General features: G+C 38.7%; 19 protein-coding genes and 2 pseudogenes. 15 read left to right on the forward strand and 6 right to left on the reverse strand.

The window, feature by feature from the left end; all coding sequences use genetic code 11:
• The first annotated feature begins 22 nt into the window (after positions 1-22).
• The 3 genes from bshA (at position 23) to A2J09_RS03390 (ending at position 3,462) form a co-directional block, all read left to right on the forward strand.
• The gene (gene bshA / locus A2J09_RS03380) at positions 23-1,168 is read left to right on the forward strand and encodes an N-acetyl-alpha-D-glucosaminyl L-malate synthase BshA (RefSeq protein WP_012293660.1); all 1,146 of its coding nucleotides are present in this window, start codon (positions 23-25) and stop codon (positions 1,166-1,168) included.
• Positions 1,155-2,333 carry a CCA tRNA nucleotidyltransferase gene (locus A2J09_RS03385; RefSeq protein ID WP_012293661.1) on the forward strand — a complete coding sequence of 393 codons (1,179 nt, stop codon included), beginning with the start codon at positions 1,155-1,157 and terminating at the stop codon, positions 2,331-2,333. The genes bshA and A2J09_RS03385 overlap by 14 nt, the downstream gene beginning before the upstream one ends.
• 145 nt (positions 2,334-2,478) lie before the next feature.
• Complete coding sequence (locus A2J09_RS03390; RefSeq protein ID WP_012293662.1) at positions 2,479-3,462, forward strand: biotin--[acetyl-CoA-carboxylase] ligase; 984 nt, start codon at positions 2,479-2,481, stop codon at positions 3,460-3,462.
• Positions 3,463-3,515: 53 nt separating this feature from the next.
• Here A2J09_RS03390 and A2J09_RS03395 read toward each other — a convergent pair whose 3' ends face one another.
• The 3 genes from A2J09_RS03395 to A2J09_RS03405 are packed head-to-tail and all read right to left on the reverse strand — an operon-like array spanning position 3,516 to position 5,268.
• Positions 3,516-4,352, reverse strand: coding sequence for a DUF4097 family beta strand repeat-containing protein (locus tag A2J09_RS03395; RefSeq protein ID WP_031417992.1), 837 nt, complete (start codon positions 4,350-4,352; stop codon positions 3,516-3,518).
• Entirely contained in the window at positions 4,353-4,955 is a 603-nt protein-coding gene (locus A2J09_RS03400) for a DUF1700 domain-containing protein (RefSeq protein WP_012293664.1), read from the reverse strand.
• Positions 4,948-5,268, reverse strand: coding sequence for a PadR family transcriptional regulator (locus A2J09_RS03405; protein WP_012293665.1), 321 nt, complete (start codon positions 5,266-5,268; stop codon positions 4,948-4,950). The genes A2J09_RS03400 and A2J09_RS03405 overlap by 8 nt, the downstream gene beginning before the upstream one ends.
• A gap of 420 nt (positions 5,269-5,688) precedes the next feature.
• Between A2J09_RS03405 and panB the strand changes: the two genes are divergently transcribed.
• The 5 genes from panB to dinG all read left to right on the forward strand — a co-directional run bounded on the left by panB (position 5,689) and on the right by dinG (position 13,158).
• The gene (gene panB, locus A2J09_RS03410; RefSeq protein WP_012293666.1) at positions 5,689-6,528 is read left to right on the forward strand and encodes a 3-methyl-2-oxobutanoate hydroxymethyltransferase; all 840 of its coding nucleotides are present in this window, start codon (positions 5,689-5,691) and stop codon (positions 6,526-6,528) included.
• Entirely contained in the window at positions 6,525-7,379 is an 855-nt protein-coding gene (panC, locus tag A2J09_RS03415; RefSeq protein ID WP_012293667.1) for a pantoate--beta-alanine ligase, read from the forward strand. Before panB ends, panC begins: the two co-directional genes overlap by 4 nt.
• Positions 7,380-7,381: 2 nt before the next feature.
• Positions 7,382-7,765: an aspartate 1-decarboxylase gene (panD, locus tag A2J09_RS03420; protein ID WP_031417997.1), complete on the forward strand. Its 384-nt coding sequence runs from the start codon at positions 7,382-7,384 to the stop codon at positions 7,763-7,765.
• A 281-nt stretch (positions 7,766-8,046) separates the two neighbouring features.
• The gene (locus tag A2J09_RS03425) at positions 8,047-10,170 is read left to right on the forward strand and encodes a 5'-nucleotidase C-terminal domain-containing protein (RefSeq protein WP_012293669.1); all 2,124 of its coding nucleotides are present in this window, start codon (positions 8,047-8,049) and stop codon (positions 10,168-10,170) included.
• A 216-nt stretch (positions 10,171-10,386) separates the two neighbouring features.
• Entirely contained in the window at positions 10,387-13,158 is a 2,772-nt protein-coding gene (dinG, locus tag A2J09_RS03430; protein ID WP_012293670.1) for an ATP-dependent DNA helicase DinG, read from the forward strand.
• Positions 13,159-13,216: 58 nt separating this feature from the next.
• On the opposite strand, the gene A2J09_RS03435 is transcribed toward dinG, so the two are convergent.
• Positions 13,217-13,906, reverse strand: coding sequence for a TetR/AcrR family transcriptional regulator (locus A2J09_RS03435; RefSeq protein WP_031418001.1), 690 nt, complete (start codon positions 13,904-13,906; stop codon positions 13,217-13,219).
• 286 nt (positions 13,907-14,192) lie between these two features.
• On the opposite strand from A2J09_RS03435, the gene A2J09_RS03440 reads away from it, so the two are divergent.
• Together A2J09_RS03440 and A2J09_RS03445 are read left to right on the forward strand one after the other, a co-directional pair.
• Positions 14,193-16,226 carry a CocE/NonD family hydrolase gene (locus A2J09_RS03440; RefSeq protein WP_036161180.1) on the forward strand — a complete coding sequence of 678 codons (2,034 nt, stop codon included), beginning with the start codon at positions 14,193-14,195 and terminating at the stop codon, positions 16,224-16,226.
• 22 nt (positions 16,227-16,248) lie between these two features.
• A complete protein-coding gene (locus A2J09_RS03445; RefSeq protein WP_031418003.1) occupies positions 16,249-17,547 on the forward strand; it encodes an MFS transporter in 1,299 nt (432 codons plus the stop codon).
• A gap of 121 nt (positions 17,548-17,668) precedes the next feature.
• Here the strand turns inward: A2J09_RS03445 and A2J09_RS03450 are convergent, their stop codons facing one another.
• Complete coding sequence (locus A2J09_RS03450) at positions 17,669-19,492, reverse strand: sensor domain-containing diguanylate cyclase (protein ID WP_227256872.1); 1,824 nt, start codon at positions 19,490-19,492, stop codon at positions 17,669-17,671.
• 194 nt (positions 19,493-19,686) lie between these two features.
• Here A2J09_RS03450 and A2J09_RS03455 point away from each other — a divergent pair.
• The 5 genes and pseudogenes from A2J09_RS03455 (at position 19,687) to A2J09_RS03475 (ending at position 22,884) form a co-directional block, all read left to right on the forward strand.
• Positions 19,687-20,378: pseudogene (locus A2J09_RS03455) on the forward strand (isocitrate lyase/PEP mutase family protein).
• Between the two features lie 70 nt (positions 20,379-20,448).
• Entirely contained in the window at positions 20,449-20,958 is a 510-nt protein-coding gene (locus A2J09_RS03460; protein ID WP_231112985.1) for a bifunctional transcriptional activator/DNA repair enzyme AdaA, read from the forward strand.
• Positions 20,959-20,970: 12 nt separating this feature from the next.
• Positions 20,971-21,886, forward strand: a pseudogene (locus A2J09_RS03465) (DNA-3-methyladenine glycosylase family protein).
• A complete protein-coding gene (locus A2J09_RS03470) occupies positions 21,873-22,364 on the forward strand; it encodes a methylated-DNA--[protein]-cysteine S-methyltransferase (RefSeq protein WP_036161182.1) in 492 nt (163 codons plus the stop codon). The pseudogene A2J09_RS03465 and the gene A2J09_RS03470 overlap by 14 nt, the downstream one beginning before the upstream one ends.
• A 187-nt stretch (positions 22,365-22,551) precedes the next feature.
• Positions 22,552-22,884: a DUF378 domain-containing protein gene (locus A2J09_RS03475; RefSeq protein ID WP_031418010.1), complete on the forward strand. Its 333-nt coding sequence runs from the start codon at positions 22,552-22,554 to the stop codon at positions 22,882-22,884.
• A gap of 96 nt (positions 22,885-22,980) precedes the next feature.
• Here A2J09_RS03475 and A2J09_RS03480 read toward each other — a convergent pair whose 3' ends face one another.
• Positions 22,981-24,501, reverse strand: coding sequence for a CoA-acylating methylmalonate-semialdehyde dehydrogenase (locus A2J09_RS03480; RefSeq protein ID WP_012293679.1), 1,521 nt, complete (start codon positions 24,499-24,501; stop codon positions 22,981-22,983).
• Positions 24,502-24,504: the final 3 nt, after the last annotated feature.

Genomic DNA, 24,504 nt, shown 5'->3' on the forward strand with positions numbered 1-24,504 from the left:
ATTTAGAAAGGATGATCATCGAATGAAAAAGCTAAAAATCGGCATTACCTGTTATCCAACAGTTGGAGGCTCTGGTGTAATTGCAACAGAATTAGGCAAAATGCTTGCAGAAAGAGGGCATGAAATTCATTTCATTACCTCAAGCGTACCATTTCGATTGAATAAAATTTATCCAACCGTCTTTTTCCATGAAGTCGAAGTTAATAATTATTCAGTGTTTCAATATTCACCATACGATATTGCATTAGCGAGTAAAATGGCAGACGTCATCAAGGATGAAGAGTTGGATGTGTTGCATGTGCATTACGCAATTCCACATGCAGTATGTGCTGTGTTAGCACGTGAAATGAGTGGGCGAGATATTGGCATCGTTACAACACTTCATGGCACAGATATATCAGTGCTTGGGCAGGATTCTACGCTTTCACAGGCCATTAAGTATGGAATTGATAAATCTGATATTGTGACGACCGTGTCACACGCATTAAAAGAACAAACTTATGAATTAATTGATACAGTTAAGCCCATTGAAACCATTTATAACTTTGTGGATGAACGTGAGTACTTCCCTCGTAATTCCAGAAACCTAAAAGAGCAATTTGGTATTCAAGAAGATGAAAAAGTTCTCATCCATGTATCTAACTTCCGCAAAATCAAGAATCTTCCACATATTATTGAAGCCTTTATGAAAATACGTGCTAATGTGAAGGCAAAGCTCTTATTAGTGGGTGATGGGCCCGAAAAGCATCGTGTAATGGACCAAGTAAAGGAAAGTCCATATATGAAGGATGTTCTATTTTTAGGAAAACAAGAAAATTTAGCTGAGCTATATGCTATTAGTGACCTAAAATTGTTACTTTCTCAACAGGAATCGTTTGGACTGGTTTTATTAGAGGCAATGGCTTGTGGAGTACCTTGTATTGGAACAAATGTAGGGGGTATCCCGGAAGTCATTGAACATGGTGTGGATGGCTTTATTGTGGACTTAGGAGATACTGAAACGGTAGCTGAATATGCTGTTCAGTTGTTGCAAGATGAGGAAAAATTGCTGCGTTTCAGAGAGGCAGCCATTCGAGCAGTCGGCGACAAATTCCACTCGTCCAAAATTGTAGAACAATACGAAAATCTGTACGAGAAGGTTGCGGAAAGAAATCATGCAAAACAATAAAGAATGGCAAACAGCCTATTCAGTAATTGAACAATTAGAACAAGCAGGCTTTGAGGCAGTTATTGTAGGTGGAGCTGTTAGGGATGCTTTACTGAATCGCCCTGCGCATGATGTCGATGTTGCGACAAACGCGCTGCCTGAAGAGGTAAAGTCAGTTTTTCAACGGACTGTAGATATTGGAATTCAGCATGGGACGGTACTTGTTATCGTACCTGCTGGGCCAGTTGAGGTAACAACTTATCGTACAGATGGGGAATATACAGACCATCGAAGACCCGATAAAGTGCAATTCGTTCGCTCTCTGCAAGACGATTTACAACGCCGTGATTTTACAATGAATGCCATCGCTATGCGTCATGATGGCACTTTTGTTGATTATTACGGGGGTCGTCAAGATATTGAACTTCGTGTTATTCGAGCTGTTGGAGATGCTGACAAACGTTTTGCTGAGGATGCCTTGCGCATGTTACGAGCAATTCGTTTTTCAGCACAGCTTGATTTCACAATAGCGAAAGATACTATGACTGCGATACAAAATAGAGCGCCCGATATCGCTTTTATTGCAAAAGAACGAATTAAAGCAGAGCTAGATAAGCTATGGCTTGGAACGTCCGTTTTTAGTGGCCTTCAAAAATTAGAGGAAAGTGGCTTGGCAGCTTATTTACATGGGAATTTTCAGGCTCATCGCTGGTATGATTTTCGGACTGAGGACAAGCATGTAGGCTGGGCTTATTTTGCTTTACTTCAAGGTGCAAATTGGCGAGAGATTCTACGGGATTATCGATTGTCCAATAAAGAAATGGCGTTCGTTAAAGCTGTATTGACAGCCTATGAAGCGTTAAATAGTGGCTGGACAAACATTCATTATTTTACCTACAAAGAACAGGAGTTAGAAGCAGCCATATATTTCGCAAAACTACTCCAACTGGACGTTTGTTTACCTAGCCAGCCTATTCGTGTATTACAGGATCAGCTACCCATTCAACAGAAGCAAGAAGTTGTGGTGAATGGAGCGGATTTACTTAAATGGTCTGGAAAAAAGGGAGGCCCTTGGGTAAAAGAAGTATTAGGCGACATACTGGAAGCCATAATTCATAATGAACTTGAAAATGACCAGGAGCGTATAAAAAATTGGCTAGATTGCCACTACTTCCATGAAGCGTAAGCATATATATATTGACAACAAGCCGTCTCAGGAAAATGTGGGACGGCTTGTCATTTTATATCACTGATGGTCATTTCAGTTGATTTACAGTATGATGAAGTATAGTTACATAAAAAGCGGAGTTTACAAAAGGATTGATGTGAACATGACAATTTCCATAAAAGACGAAATTTTAAAAAGAATACTGGCTGCCAATGGAGAAGCAGTTTCAGGTCAAGAATTAGCGGATTCCCTTGGTGTCTCAAGGACGGCTGTCTGGAAACATATGCAGACATTACAAGAAGAAGGCTACACGTTTGAAACGATAAAGAAAAAAGGCTATGTATTAACAGGTGTACCAAATAGTTTAAGTCCCACACAAATTGACCTTTTTTTAAAAACAGAGCATTTTGGAAGAAAAATTCATTATTTCGATGTTGTAGATTCCACACAAACGATTGCCCATAAACTTGCACAAGAGGGTGCACCACATGGCACAGTCATTATTGGTGAAGAGCAAACAGCAGGTCGAGGTCGGATGGCTCGTCCGTGGGAATCAGTGCATGGTAGCGGTATTTGGATGACGATTATCGTTCGACCTGATGTCACACCTCAACAGGCATCCTCTTATACGCTTGTTGTCGCAGTGGCTGTCACAATGGCCATTACAACACTCTATAAAGATATTGAGCCAGCTATCAAATGGCCCAATGATTTATTAATTAATGGAAAAAAATGTACAGGTATTTTGACGGAGATGCAGGCAGAGGCAGATCTGGTACAGGCATTACTAGTTGGCATTGGAATAAACGCTAACCAGGAGGCAGCCGATTTCTCATCAAATATTGCGGAGATTGCTACTTCACTACGATTAGAAGCAGGTGAGGAAATTAATCGTGCAGCACTTGTAGCATTAATTTTACAGTACCTTGAGCAATTTACAGAGCTATATGTCGAAGAAGGATTTGCAAGTATTAAAACCCTATGGGAGCAGCTGTCTTGTACGATTGGTCAGCGTATTGAGGTGACGACAATACGAGAACGCTTTGAAGGGATAGCTAGTGGAATTACAGATGATGGGGTGCTACAGCTTACACAAGATGATGGTTTGGTCCGCACCATTTATGCAGGAGATATCAAAATACTATAAAAAAGAAGCTGCAAGGTGTGTACCTGCAGCTTTTTTGATGACTTCAATTATTATTATTTGAGTGAAACATTGACATCACCGTGCGATAAAGAAACGTTCAGCTGGTCATCACCCTTGTAAAGCTGAGTGACCTTGCCATTTTCTTCTGTGCCATTAACCGTTATATCCCCAAAACTTGTTTTTACTTCATAACCAAGATCACTTTGTTTATTTTGTAAGTGAAGCGTTGCATCTCCAAAGCTAGATGTAATGGTTGATGTCCCATTTAAAGTTCCAGCAATATGAATATCACCATGCTCACTTTCGATGTTTACACCATTACTAGAATATTGCTTGAACGTTAAATCCCCAAAGTCCTGTGTAATCTCTGTTTTCTCTCCAGTTATGTTGTTGAAGGTAATATCTCCGTAATTTTGCATTAAATTTAGCTGTTGATAATGCAACCCTCGAAGTGTTGTATCCCCGAATTCACTATCTATTACAATCGCCTCTATGCTAGTATTTGCTGGAACATAGATTTTGATAGAGGGAGAAGAAAAGCTAGAGAAGCCAAATGCAAACCCATTTTTTTTCTTTGCCTTTGTTTCAATCTGTAAAGTTCCATCTTCAACATGATACGAGACGTCTTGTTGTTCGAGTACATTCGTTTCCAGTTTATAATTGTCTTCAGTTGAGACAATGGTAATATCCCCATAATCATTCACGATATTTATACTAGTAAACTTATCTAGGTTATATGATTCATGAATTAGTTTATGGCTACCTGGCACGTGAAGGCCATCCCCATCTTTGATAATGAACCATCGACCTCCTGAAAAATAGCCGACCAATGTCAGTAAAATACCTAATGCAATTATGGTTATGGCAACAAGGGAGTTTTTAGAAGTCATTTACAGGCCTCCTTTCTTTGTTTTCGTTATTTTATGGAACAATCTGCCCAATGTTTCTACAGAGACCAGGACGGTTTTCTTAATAAAACGCGCAACGAATGGAAAGAGTAAGACACCCAACCCTGTAATGATTAAGCCAACCCCCATAAATAATAATGCGGTTGGCCAATGCTCTGTTAAAATAAAGAATCCTGAAATAAGGGCAGCCATTCCGCCGATAAAAATACTTAAAATGCCAGCTCCAATCGCAAAAATCAAACTAATAATGACAGCACCAAATGAGACAATAAGGGCGATAGCTGTTGCCAGAAGTGGTAAAGAAAGCGGTGCAGAAAGGATAGCTAGAATAATAAGCCATATAGCTGTCATATTCTTTTTAGTCGATTTCTCCGAAGTGTTTTCTAAATCTTTCAAGGCAAAATCTGCCAATATTTGCGAGGCAACATGAGAGGGGGAGCCTAGCTCTGAAATAACCTGTTGCTCATTTTCCTCGCCTGCTTCTTCAAAGTATTCTTCATAATAGGCAAGAGCCGTGTCTAACTCATGCGCAGGAAGTCGCCGTAATTTCCCTCGTAGCTTTTTCAAATAGCTATCTCTATCCATCTATATTCCCTCCTAAAAGTACACAATCAACCTTTTCCTTATACACTCGCCATTCTTTTAAAAGCTCTAATAATCGTATACGGCCATCCTCTGTAATTTGATAATAGCGTCTATTTCTACCTTGATAGGGCTGATCGTAGGTTGTTAAATAATCCGCTTTTTGTAAGCGACGTAATACGGGGTACAGTGTAGACTCTGAAATATCCATGACGGATTGTACTTGCTGAGTTAAGGAATAGCCGTATGCATCTTCTTTGTCCACAATGGCCAATACACAAGCATCTAGTAAAGCTGAGCCAAGCTGAAATGTCATCTTTCCACCTCACATTCATTACTTATACTTCATTTTATATTATATGCCATATAGTATGTGGATAGTATATGACGTATAGCATTGATTGTCAAATTTTATAAATGAAAGTTGTTATTATTAGAAAATAATATTTGAAGATTACAAGTTTTATTGTTATAGTATGTGCTGAAGGGCAGTATCCATTGTGAACGGCACCTTCTAAACGCAAGATCCAATACGAACAAATATCTGCCTTGATCTTTATGACAGGGACGGAAGAAAACAATACGTTCAACAAGTAGCTCACTTTCAAAGTGAAGCTAGCACCTCTTGCCGAGTTATGCAGGGGGCTTTTTGCTAACGAACGAAACACAACCCTTCTGTCCATTTTGGAACCGAGGGGTTTTTCTGTTTTCTTCCCTTAAAAAGGAGGACTACAAAATGAAAACGACAACAGATTTTTTAAAGATGAAAGCGGCAGGAGAGAAAATCGTGATGGTGACTGCCTACGATTATCCAGCCGCTAAATTTGCAGAGGCTGCTAATGTTGACATGATTCTAGTAGGAGATTCACTTGGAATGGTTGTCCTTGGCTACGATTCTACAATGCCAGTGACTGTAGCAGACATGATTCATCATGCAAAAGCAACTCGACGTGGGGCGAAGGATACTTTTGTGGTAGTTGATATGCCATTTGGTTCCTATCATGGTGATGTCAATGAAACATTGAAAACGGCCATTTATATGATGCAAGAAACAGGTGCTGACGCCTTAAAAGTAGAAGGGGCAGGAGATATCATTCCGGTCATTCAAAAACTTACAACTGCAGGTATTCCAGTGGTTGCTCATTTAGGCTTACTGCCACAATCAGCAGGCGTACTTGGTGGATATAAGGTGCAGGGGAAAACGGCTGAACAGGCAACAAAACTTATTGAGGATGCCAAGCAGTGTGAAGAGGCTGGTGCATGTGCAGTCGTCTTGGAATGTATTCCACATCAGCTAACAGAAATTGTGTCAGCTCATCTTATCATTCCTACCATAGGTATTGGTGCAGGTGTAGAAGCAGATGGCCAAGTGTTGGTTTATCATGACATGTTAAGCTATGGCTCACATCATGTGCCAAAGTTTGTTCAACAATTTGCCAATATGGGGAAAGAGGCAAGTGAAGGAATGGTTCGCTATGTGGAAGCTGTCAAAGCAGGTACTTTCCCAGCACAGAAGCATTTCTTCACAATGAAAGAGGATGCATTAGACCAGCTATATGGAGGCGTCCAATCATGAAGGTCATGACAACGATACAAGCATTAACCGCTGAAATTCAAGCAGCTAAACAAGCTCATAAAACGATTGGCCTTGTTCCAACTATGGGATATTTACATGAAGGCCACTTAACATTGGCTCAAACAGCACGTGCAGAAAATGATTTAGTTGTCATGAGTATATTCGTCAACCCAACACAATTTGGACCAAATGAAGATTTTGAAAGTTACCCACGGGATTTGCCAAGAGATATTGCGTTAGCAGAGTCTGTCGGCGTAGACCTTGTATTCGCACCAAGTGTTGAAGAAATGTATCCGCAGGATGGTGGAATTCGTATTCATGCGGGTGAACAGGCAACGATTCTTTGCGGAGCAAGTCGTCCTGGCCATTTTGATGGTGTGCTACAAGTTGTAGCAAAATTATTCCATCTTACACTTCCCACTAGAGCATATTTCGGCCAAAAAGATGCCCAGCAGGTTGCCATTATTACAACAATGGTCCGTGATTTTAATTTTCCTTTAGACATGCGCGTCGTACCTATTGTCCGAGAGGAAGATGGATTAGCAAAGTCTTCTCGCAACATTTATCTAAGCGAATCGGAAAGAGAAGAGGCTCCTGCCATTCATGAAGCACTACAATTGGCTCGGGATAGCTTTTTAGCAACGGGAGATGTTAGGGAAGCATTAGCAAAGGCCAAAGCTCATATTCAAATACAAACTCATGGCCGAATTGACTATATTGAATTATTAGCCTACCCAGATTTAACACCAGTGACTGAAACGACACAACAAGTATTGTTGGCAGCTGCTGTGTATATTGGGAAGACACGCTTAATTGATAATAGTATCTTTACTGTGAAAGAGGGACTATAAATATGTTACGAATGATGATGAATAGTAAAATCCACCGTGCAACAGTGACACAGGCAGATTTAAATTATGTCGGCTCCATAACAATTGATGAGGACATACTTGAGGCAGTTGGTATGCTCCCAAATGAAAAGGTACATGTTGTTAATAATAATAATGGCGCTCGTTTTGAAACGTATATTATTGCTGGTGAGCGTGGTTCAGGTGTAATTTGTGTGAATGGGGCGGCAGCCCGACTCGTACAGCGTGGCGATATTGTCATTATTATTTCCTATGTATATGTGGATAATCATGAGGCTAAGGATCATAAACCGACTGTTGCCATTATGGGAGAAGATAATTCGATTAAAGAAATGATTTCTTATGAACCAGAAGCAACAGTGATGTAAGACAAGAGAACGTTTTACCATGATTCCAGAAACAAATGAGTAAAGTGGCTGGAAATCGATATCAAAAAGGAGGATGGCAAGGCTCATGACTGTAGCCGATTAGCCCATCCTCCTTTTTATGTAATCAAAACCGCTACAAAAGTACTGGTAAAATTTTGTTTTTCTAACTATTAAACTAGTTTGTGAAATTAAAATTTTACAAATGTTCTAGTATTTTATGAGATATTTATGTAGAATTTAGTTGTTAGTACATCATTTTACTAGTGGAGGTATCATTTGTAATGGAAAATAAACGTAACAAATTTTTAACAGCAACTGCAGCAGCATTGGCTATCACAGCGGTAGCAGCAGCACCAGCATCAGCAGCTAGCCCATTTTCGGATGTAAAGGAAAGTCATGCAGATTATAAGGGCATTTCGACACTTTATGCGGCAGGTATTATTAGCGGATTCCCAGATGGTACATTCAAACCTGATACAAATGTCACGCGCGGACAGGCTGCAAAAATGATTGCAGGCGCATTAAAGCTAGACACGATAGAAGTTGTGAATCCAAACTTTAAGGATATTGATGCAGCTAATCCGTATTACGGCCCAATCGCTGCATTAGTAGGATTAAAAGTTGTTTCAGGCTATGGAGATAATACATTCCGTCCAAACCAAACGATTACACATGGTGATTTGGCAAAAATCTTGTCATCTATTCCTAATTTACCAGAATTAGAGAGTGCTAAAAATCATGAAGCTAGTAAAAGTGTAACACGTGGACAACTCGCAACATTGATTGCAGAAGCTCTAACTAAATTAAACCCAGAAACGCCTGAAAAACCAGAAGATGCATTTACATTATCCATTTTACATGTTAATGATACACATGCTCGTGCAAATGAACTACCGAAATTAGCAACAGCTGTAAAAGAGCAACGTGAAACAAAGAAAAATGTTTTAACTTTACATGCGGGTGATGCATTTAGTGGTACATTATACTTCAATGAGTTCCATGGGCAAGCAGATTTAGCGCTATTAAATGAAATTGGCTTTGACGCTATGGTATTTGGTAACCATGAATTTGATTTAGGTTCATCACCTGAAGGACATCAAGCACTTGCAGACTTTGTTAAAGGTGCTAAATTCCCATTTGTGGATGCCAATACAGACTTTTCAGCAGATGCTAAATTTACAGGTTTATTTACAGATCTTATTTCAAGTGAACCTGAAAACGGTAAAATCTATTCAGGTATTGTAAAAGAAATTGATGGAGAAAAAGTTGGTATCTTTGGTTTAACAACAGAAGAAACTTTGGATATTGCTTCTCCAGGTAAAGTGAAATTCACTAACTATATTGAAGAAGCGAAAAAAGCAGTAGCTGCTTTTGAGGGAATGGGCGTTAATAAAATTATTGCTTTAACACATATTGGCTATAATGATAATCCAAATGTGGATAATGATATTTTACTAGCGAAAAACGTACCAGGCATCGATGTAATTGTTGGTGGACATGACCATACTAAATTAGACGAGCCATTTGTTGTAGATACAAACACTGTAGGCGAAGCAAAAGATGCAACATTAATTGTACAAGCTAATGAGTATGTCAAATTTTTAGGAACATTGGATGTCACATTTGATGGCAAAGGTGTTGTCACTGAGTACGGTGGCGAATTAATCGACCTTGGTAAAGTAGCTGAAGATAAAGCATTAGTAAAATTACTAGCGCCATATAAAGCAAAAATTGATGAAGTTAACAACAAGGAAATCGGTGTGAAAATTTCTGAGGAGTTAGCAAATCCACGTGCAACTGAAACAAACTTAGAAAGTGTACGTAGCAATGAAACAGCGTTAGGTAATATTATTACAGATGGTATGTTGGCAAAAGCACAAAAATATACAGATAAAACAGTTGTCATGGCACTACAAAATGGTGGCGGTATTCGTGCAGCAATTCCAGCAGGCAATATTACGGTTGGACAAGTGATTACAGTATTACCATTTGGTAACACATTAGCATTAATGGATACTACTGGAGCTGAGCTAAAAGCAGCATTTGAAGTTTCCTTAAAAAATGCACCTAAAGAAAATGGTGGTTTCCTACACATTGGTGGAGCGAAATTACAATATGACTCATCAAAAGAAGCTGGCTCACGTGTTGTTTCAATCGAATATTTAGATAAAGCAACTGGCAAGTATGTTGCTTTAGAAGATAATAAAACATATACAGTAGCAACGAATGCCTTCACTGCTAAAGGTGGAGACGGCTTTGATATGTTTGCTAAAGCATATGAAGAAGGTCGAGTAACAGATTTAGGTTTATCTGATTGGGAGAACCTACAAGAGCAATTATTATCATTAAAAGAAGTGAAAACAACTGCTGAAGGTCGTATTGTTGATGTTGCAAAAAAGAAATAATACTTTCTAAAAAATAGCTTGAAAACAACATCATCTTTAAAATATGTCACAAGGCTATTTCCGCAACCTTAAAGGATTCCCTGAGGTTGCGGTTTTTTAATTTATATGGAGCAAAAGGAATTGCCTATTAGAAGACGTGTAGGGGAGAAAGGATGCTGCTGAACCAAATATATGATAAAATTCTTCTTATCTAATGTGAACTGTGAGTTGAGATGTATGATGGAAAGTCAAAAATATGCCATTGTGGATTTGGAGACAACGGGTCATTCACCAGCGAATGGGGACCGGATGATTCAAATTGCCATTGTTATTATGAAGGATTGGGAAATTGAGCGTACCTATACGAAATTTATTAACCCAGGCAAAGCCATTCCTACTTTTATTCAAGATTTAACGCATATAACAAATGAGGATGTAAAGGATTCATACCCTTTTGAGGAACATGCGGATTACATATATGAGCTACTGGCTGATTGTGTGTTTGTAGCCCATAATGCCGATTTTGACTTATCATTTTTACAGGCGGAGTTTAAACGGGCAGGCCTTCCAAAGTGGCAAGGTAAAAAAATGGATACAGTAGAGCTAGCAAAAATTTTGTTTCCGATGTCACTCGGCTTTAAGCTAGGAGACTTGGCGGCGGATTTAAATATAGAGTTGGCCAATGCACATCGAGCGGATGATGATGCTCGTGCTACAGCAGAGCTGTTCAAATGTTGTTGGAAAGAGCTACTAAGTCTGCCTCAACTAACATTAGAACAAATGCATAAGCGTTCTTTTCGCTTAAAATCGAATATTTCACAGCTTTTTTTCGAGGCACTGCAAATAAAACGTCAGCATAAAACAGGCAATGAAAATGTGCACTATTACCGGAATTTTGCGATTTGTAATGGTCGTAATAAACATGACAATGCGTCAGAGACGATTGATTATCCGCAAACAGTGGCAGATAAAACGGCCTTAATGACAAAGGCTCTACCCAATTTTGAAGAACGTCCAGCACAATTTAAGATGATGGATACGATTTGGCAAGCACTACATGAGCAAAAGGAATGTGTAATTGAAGCTTCCACGGGTATTGGCAAAACGGCAGGTTATTTACTGCCAGCCATTGTATATGCTCGTACTGTCCATAAGAAAATCGCGATTAGTACCTATACATCCTATCTACAAGAACAGCTTGTAGAGGAGGAGCTACCAAAGATAGAGAAAATCCTTGGTACAAAAGTAAACATATGCGTACTAAAGGGGATGCAGCATTATATTGATCTAGATCGTTTTGAACAATGTATGGCATATGGTGACGAATCCTATGATGATACTTTTTCTATTTTACAGATTCTCGTTTGGCTGACGAAAACAGAGACGGGTGTGCTAAGTGAGCTGAATGTATCAGGTGGCGGACAACTGTTTTTAGAGAAAATCCGCAAAATACCAAATGACAAACCATCTAAAGGCTTTGATTTCTATGAACAAGCTCTAAAGAACAGTGCATTTGCTGACTGCATTGTGACAAATCATGCTATGGTTTTAAGCGATTTGGTTCGTCAAACGCCGATATTTACACAAGTAGATGGATGGGTAATTGATGAAGCACATCAATTTATTCAGGCTGCGATGCAACAGGATGAAATAGTCTTCTCCTATACGCAATGGAAATATATTTTCGGTCAAATTGGCACAATGGAGGACACAGCACTATATCACCTTTTTTGTGAAGCGGCAAAGAAAAAACAACGCGTATCGATGCAAAGTTTACAGCGACTGGATGCTCAGTTTATCCGGTTACAGCGTGCATTTGATGAGACCATTCAACGAACAGTTCAAAGCATGCAGCAGCATATGAAAGGGAAGCGAGCTAGCAGCAAATGTACCTTGTTTATAGAGGATGTTACGCTTGCCAAAGAGTCATTTTTACATGTAAGCAAACTAACTCAGCAATGGCTTGATCTTGCGACTGAAGCAGCCCAAGGATTTGAAAATAATATTGAGCAATTAGATAAAAATGATCTTTATGTTGTATCCGAATGGCATTATTGGATTCGAGAAGTAAAAATAAAAATTGCGGAATGGGAAGACATATTCCTGTCACCACAGGACGGAAGTTCAGTTTGGCTAGAATTTGATGTTCGAAGTGTTCCTGGCAGTTTACATGTTTTTAAAAAACCAGCCAATGTAACACCCATTATTGAACAAGTATTAGCACCTCTTCGCAAGCAAGCGAGCATTATATGGACATCAGGCACATTAACGGTACCAGGCAATGAGCGTTTTGTTACACGACAATTAGGAATTTCTGATAGCGTTGAAGTAATAAAATTACAAGCACCGCCAGCCTATTATGCGGGTGCAAAGGCATATATTGTCACTGATATGCCAGACATTCAGCATGTTAGTCAGGAAGAATATATTGAGGCAGTTGCTCATGCGATTACGAGAACTGTTAGAATGACAGAAGGTCGTTGTTTTGTGCTTTTCACAGCCCAGGATATGCTACGGAAAACAGTCGAGCTCATTCAAGATAGTGAACTTTTAGATGATTATATGCTTTTTGCGCAAGGTGTTACAGGTGGTAGCCGTATGCGTATTCTGAAATCATTTCAAAAATTTAGCCATGCTGTTCTTTTTGGAACAAACAGTTTTTGGGAAGGTGTAGATGTTCCTGGAGATGCCCTTGCCTCTGTTATTGTCGTGCGGCTGCCATTTTCTTCACCAGAAGAGCCTATCTTTAAGGCAAGAGCTCAGCATCTTACAGCGCAAGGACGCAATTCCTTCACGGAGTTGTCATTGCCTGAGGCTATTATGCGCTTTAAGCAAGGCTTTGGTCGCTTAATTCGTTCATCTCAAGATAAAGGTGCTTTTATTGTCCTCGACCGTCGAATAACAAGCAAATCCTATGGCAAAGAATTTATAAAAGCACTACCGCCAATCGACGTAAAGAAATTGCAGCTACCCGAATTATTAAAAGAACTGAACCATTGGCAAAAATAGAATGAACCCCTTTTAGCATGAGCTAGAAGGGGTTTTTAAATGGCTTAGACGTTTCATCCTATTGTAAGGGTTGTTTGTTGTTAGTTTGACCCTCAAAAAGGTTAGCGTTTTGAACAATTTTAGTAATATAGCTCATAACGATTTCCGTTGCTTGTTGAGCATCATAGCTTTTTCGATTATTTAAAAGGTTGGTAAACATACCTTGCCAAATTAAGAGTGTGATTTCATTAATAGCATCCACGTTACCCTCTGTTAAGTAGCCCTCCTTTAAAGCAATTTCTAACATAGAACGACCTCGTTTTGTCAGGCTGTGCTGAAACAATATAGTCTTTAAATCATCTGGAATATTAATTAAATCATTGGGGTAAAAGTTATAATAATTTTCCAATAATTTTTCTGGTGTTTCTCCTAAATCCATAATAAAGACGGCATGAAAAATCTGTGGCTGTTTGAAGGAGTATTGGCAAAAACATTCCCAAGCTAATAAATATTTATCAATAGGATCTTTGCCTCTTTCTATGTAACGCGCAACTTCGTTCGTATAGTCTTGCATACATCTCATTGATGCAAAAAAGAGGAGATGAGAGATTTCTGAAAAATAATTGTAAATGGTTGCACTGTTATAACCAGCCTTATCGGCAACCTTTCTAATCGTCACATTCTCCAATCCTTCTTCTTCTATAATTTCTGCCGTGGCGTCTACAAAGTATTTCCACATACGACTCCTTTGTATTTCCTTTTTTTTCATAGTAATGTCCCCCCGACGTACACTGTCCATGTAAAATTATTAGTTAAATTCATATATTTACCATTTGTAAGTTAATTTAAACTTATTATAGCATAACAATTTTGCTTTACATCTTCCATTATAGCATCAGCTTTTAGCATTTTCAGTGTTGTACATTGGAATTTCAGATGATATACTAATCACAATTATTTTATAATCATGATTAGTAAATAATTAAGATTCTGAATAATTAGATAAAAAGGGATGCTAGAGCAATGAGTTTAAACACAAGAGGAGGATTTATTCAATGAGTAAAAAAATTGTGACACAATTTGAGTGTACATATGAAACAATCGAAAACACATGGATTGAATTAGCAGACGGCACAAAACTTTCTAGTCGAATTTGGTTACCGACAGTAGAAGCAGGACAAAAAGTACCAGCTATTCTGGAGTATATTCCTTATCGCAAAACAGATGGTACAAGAGCAAGAGATGAGCCAATGCACGGGTATTTTGCGGGACATGGATACGCCGTTGTTCGAGTAGATATGCGAGGGTCAGGTGAGTCAGATGGCTTATTAAAAGATGAGTATTTAAAGCAAGAGCAGGATGATGCACTTGAAGTAATTGAATGGATGGCTAGCCAAAGCTGGTGTAATGGCAATATTGGGATGATGGGGAAATCATGGGGTGGATTTAATTCTCTGCAAGTAGCTGCTAGAAGACCAAAAGCGTTAAAGGCGATTATTACAGTAGGCTTCACGGATGATCGCTATAACAATGACATTCACTATAAGGGTGGTTGTTTGTTAAATGATAACTTCTGGTGGGGCGCCATTATGTTAGCGTACCAGCTACGTCCGATTGATCCTCATATTGTTGGCGATAGCTGGCGTGAAAAATGGATGCAACGTTTAGAAAATATGCCTTTATGGATGGCACAGTGGATGGAGCATCAAACAAGAGATGACTACTGGAAGCATGGTTCAGTTTGTGAGAATTATGATGACATCGAAATTCCTGTTTTTGCACTAGATGGTTGGGAAGATTCCTATACGAACACAGTTTTAAGTTTAATGGAAGGGCTTTCTGTTCCTAGAAAGGGCATTATTGGCCCATGGGCACATGTTTACCCACATGATGGAGTTCCAGGTCCAGCAATGGGCTTTTTACAAGAGGCCGTGAAATGGTGGGATCATTGGTTAAAAGGAATTGACAATGATGTAATGGACGGACCAATGGTGAATGTTTGGGTTGAAAAAAGCATGGAACCATCTGTTAAGAAACCAGTCAGCCATGGCTATTGGGTTGGACTCGAATCATGGCCAACAGTGGCAGAGGTACAAACGAAGGCGTATCAACTGACACATGGAAAATTAGTAGAGCATCGTAGTGATCACCAAGAACAGGTACAATTAAAAACACCACAAAATCATGGTCTATTATCGGGAGAATGGATGGGTGCTGGAGTACTAGGCGAAAGTCCAGCAGATCAACGAGTTGATGACGGAATGGCCATGATATTTGAAACAGACATGCTAGAGAACCCACTAGAGATTGTGGGTTATCCGAAGTTTGAAGTGGAATTAATGAGTGATAAACCACATGCGATGCTGTTTGCGCAGTTGTCAGACGTTGCACCAAATGGAGCTGTTACTCGTGTGTCCTATGGCGTGATGAATTTAACACATTTGAATGGTCATGATCATGTAGAATTATTAATTCCTGGTAAAAAAGTGAAAGCCTTTGTGCAATTAGATTGCTGTGGACATCAATTTAAAGCGGGGCACCGTTTACGCTTATCATTAGCAACAACGTTTTGGCCAATGTTTTGGCCGATGCCAGAAGACGCTACATTGACATTAAATCTTGAAACAGCTACTTTCACATTGCCAACCTTCCATGGACATCAAATAGCTGGACCAAATATGAATCCTGAAAGTGCAACATTAACACCTATAACAACGCTCCAAGAAGGAAGAGTGGATCGTTCTATTTCATACGACATTTTAACAGATACATGGACATGTATTACTGATGGGGTTGGAGGCGTTTTTGGTGAAGGGATATATCGCTTTGATGATATTGATATCACGGTTGAACATAATTTGAAACGAGAATTAACCTTATCGAATGCTGATCCATTGTCAGCTCACTATACAATCTATCAAAAAATGAAAATAGGTCGTGAGGGTTGGTGGATAGATGCTGATATTACGGTTACTAAAACATCTACTCTAGAAAACTTCCAAATTATTGGGGAGATGGCGATCAAAGAAAATGACAAACAGGTCTTCCATAAGGAATGGGATCAAAAAATTAAACGTCATGGCTTGTAAATAACATATAAGGGGTAAACATATGGAAGCTAAGTTAAAAAAGAATACAGCTACTTTAGTTATTTTAGCTGTTTCAGGTGCATTAATTTATGCATTACCTTATTTTAGAAATTACTATTATGATGTCTTTCTCGATGCATTTCATTTGACGAATACTCAAATGGGGACTCTTGGTAGTGCGTATGGTGTTTGTTGTTTAATTTCCTATATATTTGGAGGTTTTTGTGCAGATCGTTGGAAAACGAAATATTTATTAACCATTTCTCTAGTTGCCACAGGGTTATTAGGTTTTACATTATTACTGTATCCACCATATCCAGTGCTTCTCCTCATACATGCTGCTTGGGGAATCACATCCATCATGACGTTTTGGGGAGCATTAGTAAAAGCAGTACGTTCTTTAGGTTCTGAAAATGAGCAAGGAAAAGCTTTTGGTTTTTTTGAGGGTGGTCGTGGTGTAACCAATATCATTCAATCTGCTGTGATTTTAGGGATATTTGCTTTTTTTGCGAAGCATATGAGTGATAAAATGGCACTCTCAGCGGTTATTACGGTATATTCGGTTATTTGTCTTTTGTTGGGATTCATGATTATGATGCTTTATAAAGACCCTGATCAAGGAACCATCAGTCGTGAGGACAAGGATGGGAGTAAATCATTTGACTGGGCAGTCCTATGGAAAGTGTTAAAGATGCCAACTACTTGGCTTGCGACTATTCTTATTTTTACGTCTTATGCGATGATTATTAGTTACTATTACATCACACCTTATGCAACAGCTGCATTTGGTGCATCTACGTTAATCGCTGCGGCTTTGGGCTACTTCTCTCAGTATTGTCGACCAATTGGCAGTTTTAGTGCAGGCATTATCGGTGACCGGATAGGTGTGTCTAATATGGTGTTAATTGGCTATATATTATTAGCACTAGGCTTAGTAGGGCTCATTTTACTGCCCGGCAAGGCTTCCTTTATCCTTATGCTTTTAATATTTATAGGGATTATTTATACATCAATGTATGCTTTACAGGCAATGCATTTTGCTATTTTAGTAGAAGGAGATTATCCTGTAGAATCAACAGGTACAGTGTCCATGCCGCTAATGATTATTGGCTATAGTGGGGAAATCTTCATGCCGATTATTGCAGGGGCTTGTTTAGATTATTGGGGTGGCACAGCAGGCTATAAAGTATTTTTTGGTATTTTATTAGGTTTAGCTATTGTTGGCTTCGTTACAGTAGTCATTTGGCAACGTGTGACGAAAGAAAAACGCAAGGAAATTGCATTGCAACGAAAGCTTGCGAAGGACCAGGTGCTTACCTAGTTTAGCCAAAAATAAATAATAGAATGGCTCCATTGAGGCAAAAAGATGACTTTGGTAAAAACCGAAGTCATCTTTGTCGTTTAGAGGAGGCTATGCAGTATTTACAGAAGGAAAAGAGCCATCATAATAGGGGGGATGCCTCTTGGTTAGTCTCCCAATTTATATCGTCTTGAAAATATTCTACACGGTTTCTACCATGTTCCTTTGCTTTATATAATGCTTTATCACATCTTGATAATAAAGAATGAATGGTATCGCCCATGACAAAGCTTGTCACACCAAAGCTACTCGTTTTGTGATGAACAACTGGAAATGAATGTTGTTCTAGTTGCTGTCTTAGATTTTCTGAGAGATGCACAGCATCCTTTAAGGGAGTGCGTGGACAAACAACTAAAAACTCCTCGCCACCCCATCTACCAACCGTGTCTTCTACTCGTACATAATTTTTTAAAAGGTCTGCTGCATGACGTAACACAAGATCACCCACTTGATGTCCGAATTCATCGTTCACAGCTTTAAAATGATCAATATCTAACAAAATAATCGAAAGTGGTGTGCCACTTCCTGTAGCTTGCTCAAATTCTTTTTCTAATACGTCATCTAAGCGGACACGATTTGGTATTTGAGTGAGACGGTCCGTATTTGCCAATGCTTCAAGCTCAAGCTTGGCTGATTCAAGCTCTTTTGTGCGTTCCTGAACTTTATATTCTAATGTTTCATTTAATGTTTCTTGCATGATTTGATGTTCTTTCTTAATGATGTTGATTTTATCACCCAATGCTAATGATAAAAAAATGGATTCGAAAATAGCTCCAATAGCTGGTACTTCCTCAAAAATTCGTGGATGGAATGGGATAATACTTAAAAAGGCCAGCGCTTGAACAATGATAGAGCTTAGTAAAACTGTCCAGCCAATGATATAGTATCGAGCCATCTTTTGACCTTTTCTGAAAACAAAAATGCCAGACAGCCATAGAAAGATAAAGACTACTACTGCAAAGGTAGTTGTGAAATTATTGATGAGTGCGACGTCTGGGAGAATAAATGACGCCATTAAAGAACTAATTGTTATCCACAATAGTAATTTTCCGATTTTATGGAAAGACGGTAGAAATGTCTTTAACTCCAGAAACTGAAGACAAAATAGAAGCATAAATAAAAGCAGCAAATTGCCACTAATTGTTAATGATTTAATAAAAAATTCCTTCGACACCCATGTGCCCAATAACTCAATGTCTAGCGAATTTAAAGTTGCTTGATAGAAAATAAAGCTCAGCATATATAAAACATAGAAAAAGTAAGCTTTTTCCTTCAATGAAAAAAATAAAAATAAGTTATAAATTAATAGAGCAGATAAAAAACCATAGAAAATGCCAGTTAAAAATTTATAGTCACTGATTTTATTCGTAAAACTTAATTCCGTATATAAATAGGAGGTAATACTTAGGGGCAATGCTCCATCTAACTTGATAAAAATTTCTTGAGTAGAAGGGTCTTGGATGTGAAATAAATTAGACCTAGATGGAAGAGATTGTTCCCCTAGATTATCAATTCCCCTACGTTGCACATCATAGGATCCATCCGCTTTGACCAAGAACAACTCAATACTATCTAATTTATCGGTCACCTCTAGCCAATAGGGTTCCTCTTTATACAATAAAATATCTGCCATAGATAAGCGCAACCAAATGGTATCTTTAGTATGCCAAAAGAAGGGATAGGGTTGATTGCTCGCAACAAAGAGATGATCATAATTGCCGTTTAATATTTCTTCAATAGAGACCTTTTTAGATGTATCTCGAAAAATTTTATAATGTTCTCCTAATATTATAGGGTCTACTAGCTCATCTGTTGGACTCATTGCACTAACAGGTGGTATAAGGATGACCAAAGATAGGGTAAAACAAATCAATAACATGATTTTTCTAATCATTTTGTTTTTCATCAAAAATTCATTGCTCCCATTCTATAGTTACTAGGTGAAATTGACTAGCTGCAATATTTGTTTAATTTTCTCTTTTTAGAAATTTAAGTTAATTCATACCTCCTTATTATAGACCATAACAGCAAGATTGAGGACGAAATAATGGGGACTTCCTGATAATATGAGGCCTAGTAAACGATATGGAAGCTTTTCATATGTCAAAAATACAGATTTTTAATGATTTACATTTCTTACAGGAGCTTTTATTTTTAGGGAGCGCTTGGGATGGTTTATCGGCACTCCTATTAGAAAAAGCAGGTTTTCAGGCGATTGGCACTACTAGCAGGGGGGATTGCGAATTTACTTGGCTATGCAGATGGTGAACGGATTGATTATCAGCGTCATTAAGCTATTATTCAAGCTATCGCAGAGCGAGTAAACATCCCAGTAACAGGGGATATTGAAGCGGGATATGGACATGATGAACAAAGCATTATTAACAATGTATGAAGGACAGCAGATGTCGGAGTAACCGGAATTAATATTAAAGATTCATTCAAACATCAAGCAAAATTAAGAAGTCTGACTGATTACTGTCATTTATTCACAAATATGAGGGCCATATTAGATAATCGCGGTTATCGAAATTTTTTTATGAATGCTAGAACAGATACGTATTTCAGTTAGAGCAGCCATTTCACGAAACGATGACTTGAGCCATCGCTTATGTAGAGAGTGGAGCAAGTGGTATCTTTATCCCAGGCTTAACAAATGGCCAAACTTTAAAAAAATTAGGGGTATGGCGGATAGTTTTGGCAATGCATTTTCAGATAAAATCATTGCCTATTTAACACAGCATGCTGCACAATTAGTAAAAAATCAAGATACATCTTCTTTATATGTATAATCTATGAAAATGAGGGGAGCTATTCGTGGACAATCCAATTAATTTATCCTTTGAGGAGAAGTGGTAGAAGATTATAGCTTGTGATCAAACTTTTGATGGGCTATTTTATACGGCGGTTAAAACGACTAAAATTTATTGCCGTCCTTCCTGTAAATCAAGAAAACCCAAAAAGATGAATGTTGAATTTTTTCAATCTATTCAAGAAGTCGAGGCGGCAGGCTATCGAGCATGTAAACGATGTCAGCCTGAAATTGAATGTTCACCGCAAACACAATTGATTCAACAGGTAACGTCTTTTATCATCAATGCGTATAAGCAAAAGGTAACCTTGCAGGATATGGCAGACCATGTTGGTATTAGTCCATTTTATCTTGAACGGCTATTTAAACAAGTGAAGGCGGAAACTCCTCGAGCTTATCTTGAAAAAATAAGAATTGATAAGGCGGCTCACCTATTAAAGCATACAGACTATACAAGTTTGGAAATTTGCTATGAAGCTGGATTTCAAAGTCCCTCTAATTTTTATAAAGTGTTTCGACGATTAAAAAATTGCTCGCCCACAGAATATCGAAATCTTTGAAGGAGATAGACTATGAACTGGATAAATCACACTGATTATTTAGAAATCGAACTTCCGGCGGAATTTAGTTTTACAGAGTGTTTGATTTTTTTAAAGCGATCCAATCAAGAAATTCTCCATCAAATAAAAGAAGGTGTCCTCTTAAAAGTATTAAAGATAGAGGATCAGCTCATTTTATGTAGAATAAGTGAGCAAGCTTATAAAATGAAAGTAGAATTTCCGATGATTCAGCCATCGGTTAATGAAAGAGAAAGAGTGGTCCACTATCTTAAAGAATGGTTTGATTTAAATACTGACTTGGCTTGTTTTTATCAGATGGCTAACAAGAATAACATTTTACAGCCCTTGATAGAAAAATATAGTGGATTACGTTTATTAGGAATACCTGACTTATTCGAGGCACTTGTGTGGGCTATTATTGGACAGCAAATTAATTTAACGTTTGCCTATACACTTAAAAAGCGATTTGTTGAACATTTTGGAGAAAACGTACACTTTGAAGAGGAGAATCACTGGTTATTTCCAACACCGGAAAAAATAGCGTGTATTCAGGTGGAGGAATTGAGAATGCTCCAGTTTACGCAGAAAAAATCAGAGTACATCATTGATATTGCGAAAATTATAGCGAATGGTCAATTGGCAAAAGAAAGGCTACATCAAAAAAAAAGATTATGAGGACAAGAAAAAAAGTTTAATGGCTATTCGAGGCATTGGGGCCTGGACAGCCGATTATGTGCTAATGAAATCTTTACAAGAGCTATCTGCATTTCCTATAGCAGATGTGGGTCTACATAATGCACTAAAAATGCAATTAGGTTTGGAACGAAAACCTTCAATGGAGGAAATTTTCCATTATTCGCAACATTGGCAAGGATGGCAGGCTTATGCCACCTTTTACTTATGGAGGTCACTATATGAAACGGTTTAAGTTAGATTATCAATCACCGATTGGCATGATTGAAATTGAAGGAAATACAGAAGCAATTGAGGGCATTAATTTTGCAGAACGAGAAGAGCTCATCCATGCTCCTCAACAAGACACACCTACAGTGTTGCTGGAATGTTTAAAGCAAATACATGAATATTTTATCGGTGAACGTCGTGAATTTTCTTTTTCTTATGTTTTTAAAGGAACGGACTTCCAACAAGCCGTTTGGCATGCATTACCTAATATAGGCTACGGTGAAACAGCCTCTTATAAAGATATTGCAGTGGCTATTCACAATGAAAAAGCGGTGAGAGCTGTTGGTAGAGCCAATGGTAAAAATACTATTAGTATCGTTGTTCCATGTCATCGAATTATTGGCTCTAATGGATCTTTGACTGGATATGGTGGTGGGATTTGGCGTAAAAAATGGCTTCTTCAACATGAACAATCCCATCATTTAACGAGCAATACTAAATAAGGTTAAATGCTCTTAGTCCAATTGGACACCTCGCCACTTCTGCCTGTATAAAAAAGTGGTTATTGCAAAAAATAAGACCGTCAAAACGGCGGTTTTAATGACTAGTCTTTATCATTTTATCGCTTCTTATGACACCTCTCTGCTAAAAAAATTAGCGTGGAGTAAAAATGATAAAGGAGGTGTACTCATGAGCGTGCTCTATAGAATCGCATTAGTGTTAGTCATTATTGGTGCAATCAACTGGGGACTCATTGGATTCTTTAGATTTGATTTAGTGGCTTATTTGTTTGGCGGCCAAACAGCGGTTTTATCGCGATGGATTTACGCACTAGTCGGCATCGCTGGTTTAATTACCTTACCAATTCTGGTGAAGCGATTTGAAGACGAAGAAGACGTAGATACTTATACACGTATCGATAGAAATCCTAGCTATGGCATGGAGGCTGGGGAAGAAGCGGATTTCACTGAAGTGAAGAAGACAACAGAAGTGAAAAAAGTGGAGAAAAAAGATAATAAGTAAGCTTATGACAAAAACTGGTGGCCATTATTGGTTCGTCAGTTTTTTTCAAATAGGGAAAAACTCGCGTAGTCTGTTCAACGACTACGCAAGTTTTCATTATTCTTGATTGCTTGGAAAGGCAAAGGAGGATGTAGTGTCACCACCCTGTGCAATCCATTTCTCTGAAATGGTCTTTGTTTTCGTAAAGAAGCGTACTTGATCGGGTCCAAACATATGCCCCTCACCAAATCTTGAGCGTTTCCAGCCACCAAAATTATGATAGCCTACTGGAATGGGGATAGGTACGTTCACGCCAACCATCCCTACTTCAATTTCAGTAGTGAATTTACGAGCAGCTGCTCCATCATTCGTAAAGATTGTCACGCCATTACCCAATTCATGTGCATTTATTAAGGCAATCGCTTCATCTAATGAACCTACACGGACAATATTACGGGCTGGTCCAAAAACCTCCTGCTCATAAATTTCCATACCTGGTTTAACATGATCGAGGAGCGTAGGACCGAGATAAAACCCTTGTGATTGCTTGGAAATTTCCGGATGTCGTCCATCACAAACGATGGTTGCGCCTTCCTCTAAGCTACGATCAATATAACCAATAATTGTTTCCTTCGAATGCTGTGTAATAACTGGACCAAAATCAACGTCGGAATCTGTATAAGGCCCCACTTTTAATTTGGCAATTTTTTCAGCCAGGAGCGTGACTAATTTATTCGCTGTATCCTCTCCTACAGGAATAATGGTAGAAATAGCCATGCAACGCTGAGAAGCCGCACCATAGGCTGCACCTAAAAAGGCATTTGCGACATGCTCTAAATCCGCATCTGGCATGACAACCATATTATTTTTCCCACCGCCTAGCGCAGTCACCCGTTTCCCAAATTTAGAAGCCGTCGCGTATATAGTTTCTGCAACTGGAGTCGACCCTACAAAGGATACAGCTTCAACTTTTGGGTTTGATAAGAGCTCATTGACGGCATCTTTATCACCGTTAATGACCGTCCATACGCCATCCGGTAAACCTGCCTTTGTCCATAGCTCTGATAAATATAATGCAGAACAGGGGACGCGTTCAGACGGTTTTAAAATGACGCAGTTTCCAACGGCTACAGCCATACTTGTGATGGCTAGTGGGACCATAACAGGGAAATTAAATGGTGAAATGGCAGCCACTACGCCTAATGGAGCTTTGGAAGAATAAGCGTTGATTTGACCACCTACATTAACCGAATACTCACCCTTTAGTAAGTGTGGGGCATTGATGGCTAAATCAACCGATTCTAAACCACGTGCAATTTCACCTTTCGCATCTTCTTTGGTTTTTCCACTTTCCTTACAGATTATATCGATGAGCTCATCCATATTGTCTGTCAATAATTGGCGAAACCTGAGCATGATTTCTGCACGTTTTCCAACGGATAATGCGCGCCATGCTGGGAAGGCTTTTTTGGCAGCAGTGATTGCTTCTTTTACCTCATCTTGTGTTGCTAGAGAAACCCGCGCAATGACGGAACCCGTACTTGGATTGTATACATCAGAAAAATATCCGCTTTTTCCCAAAACAGTTTGTCCATTGATAAAATGGCCTAATTCTTGAATATCCGTATTTGTTACCATTGA

This window comes from Lysinibacillus sphaericus, from assembly GCF_001629735.1.
GTDB classification, from domain to species: Bacteria; Bacillota; Bacilli; order Bacillales_A; family Planococcaceae; genus Lysinibacillus; species Lysinibacillus pinottii.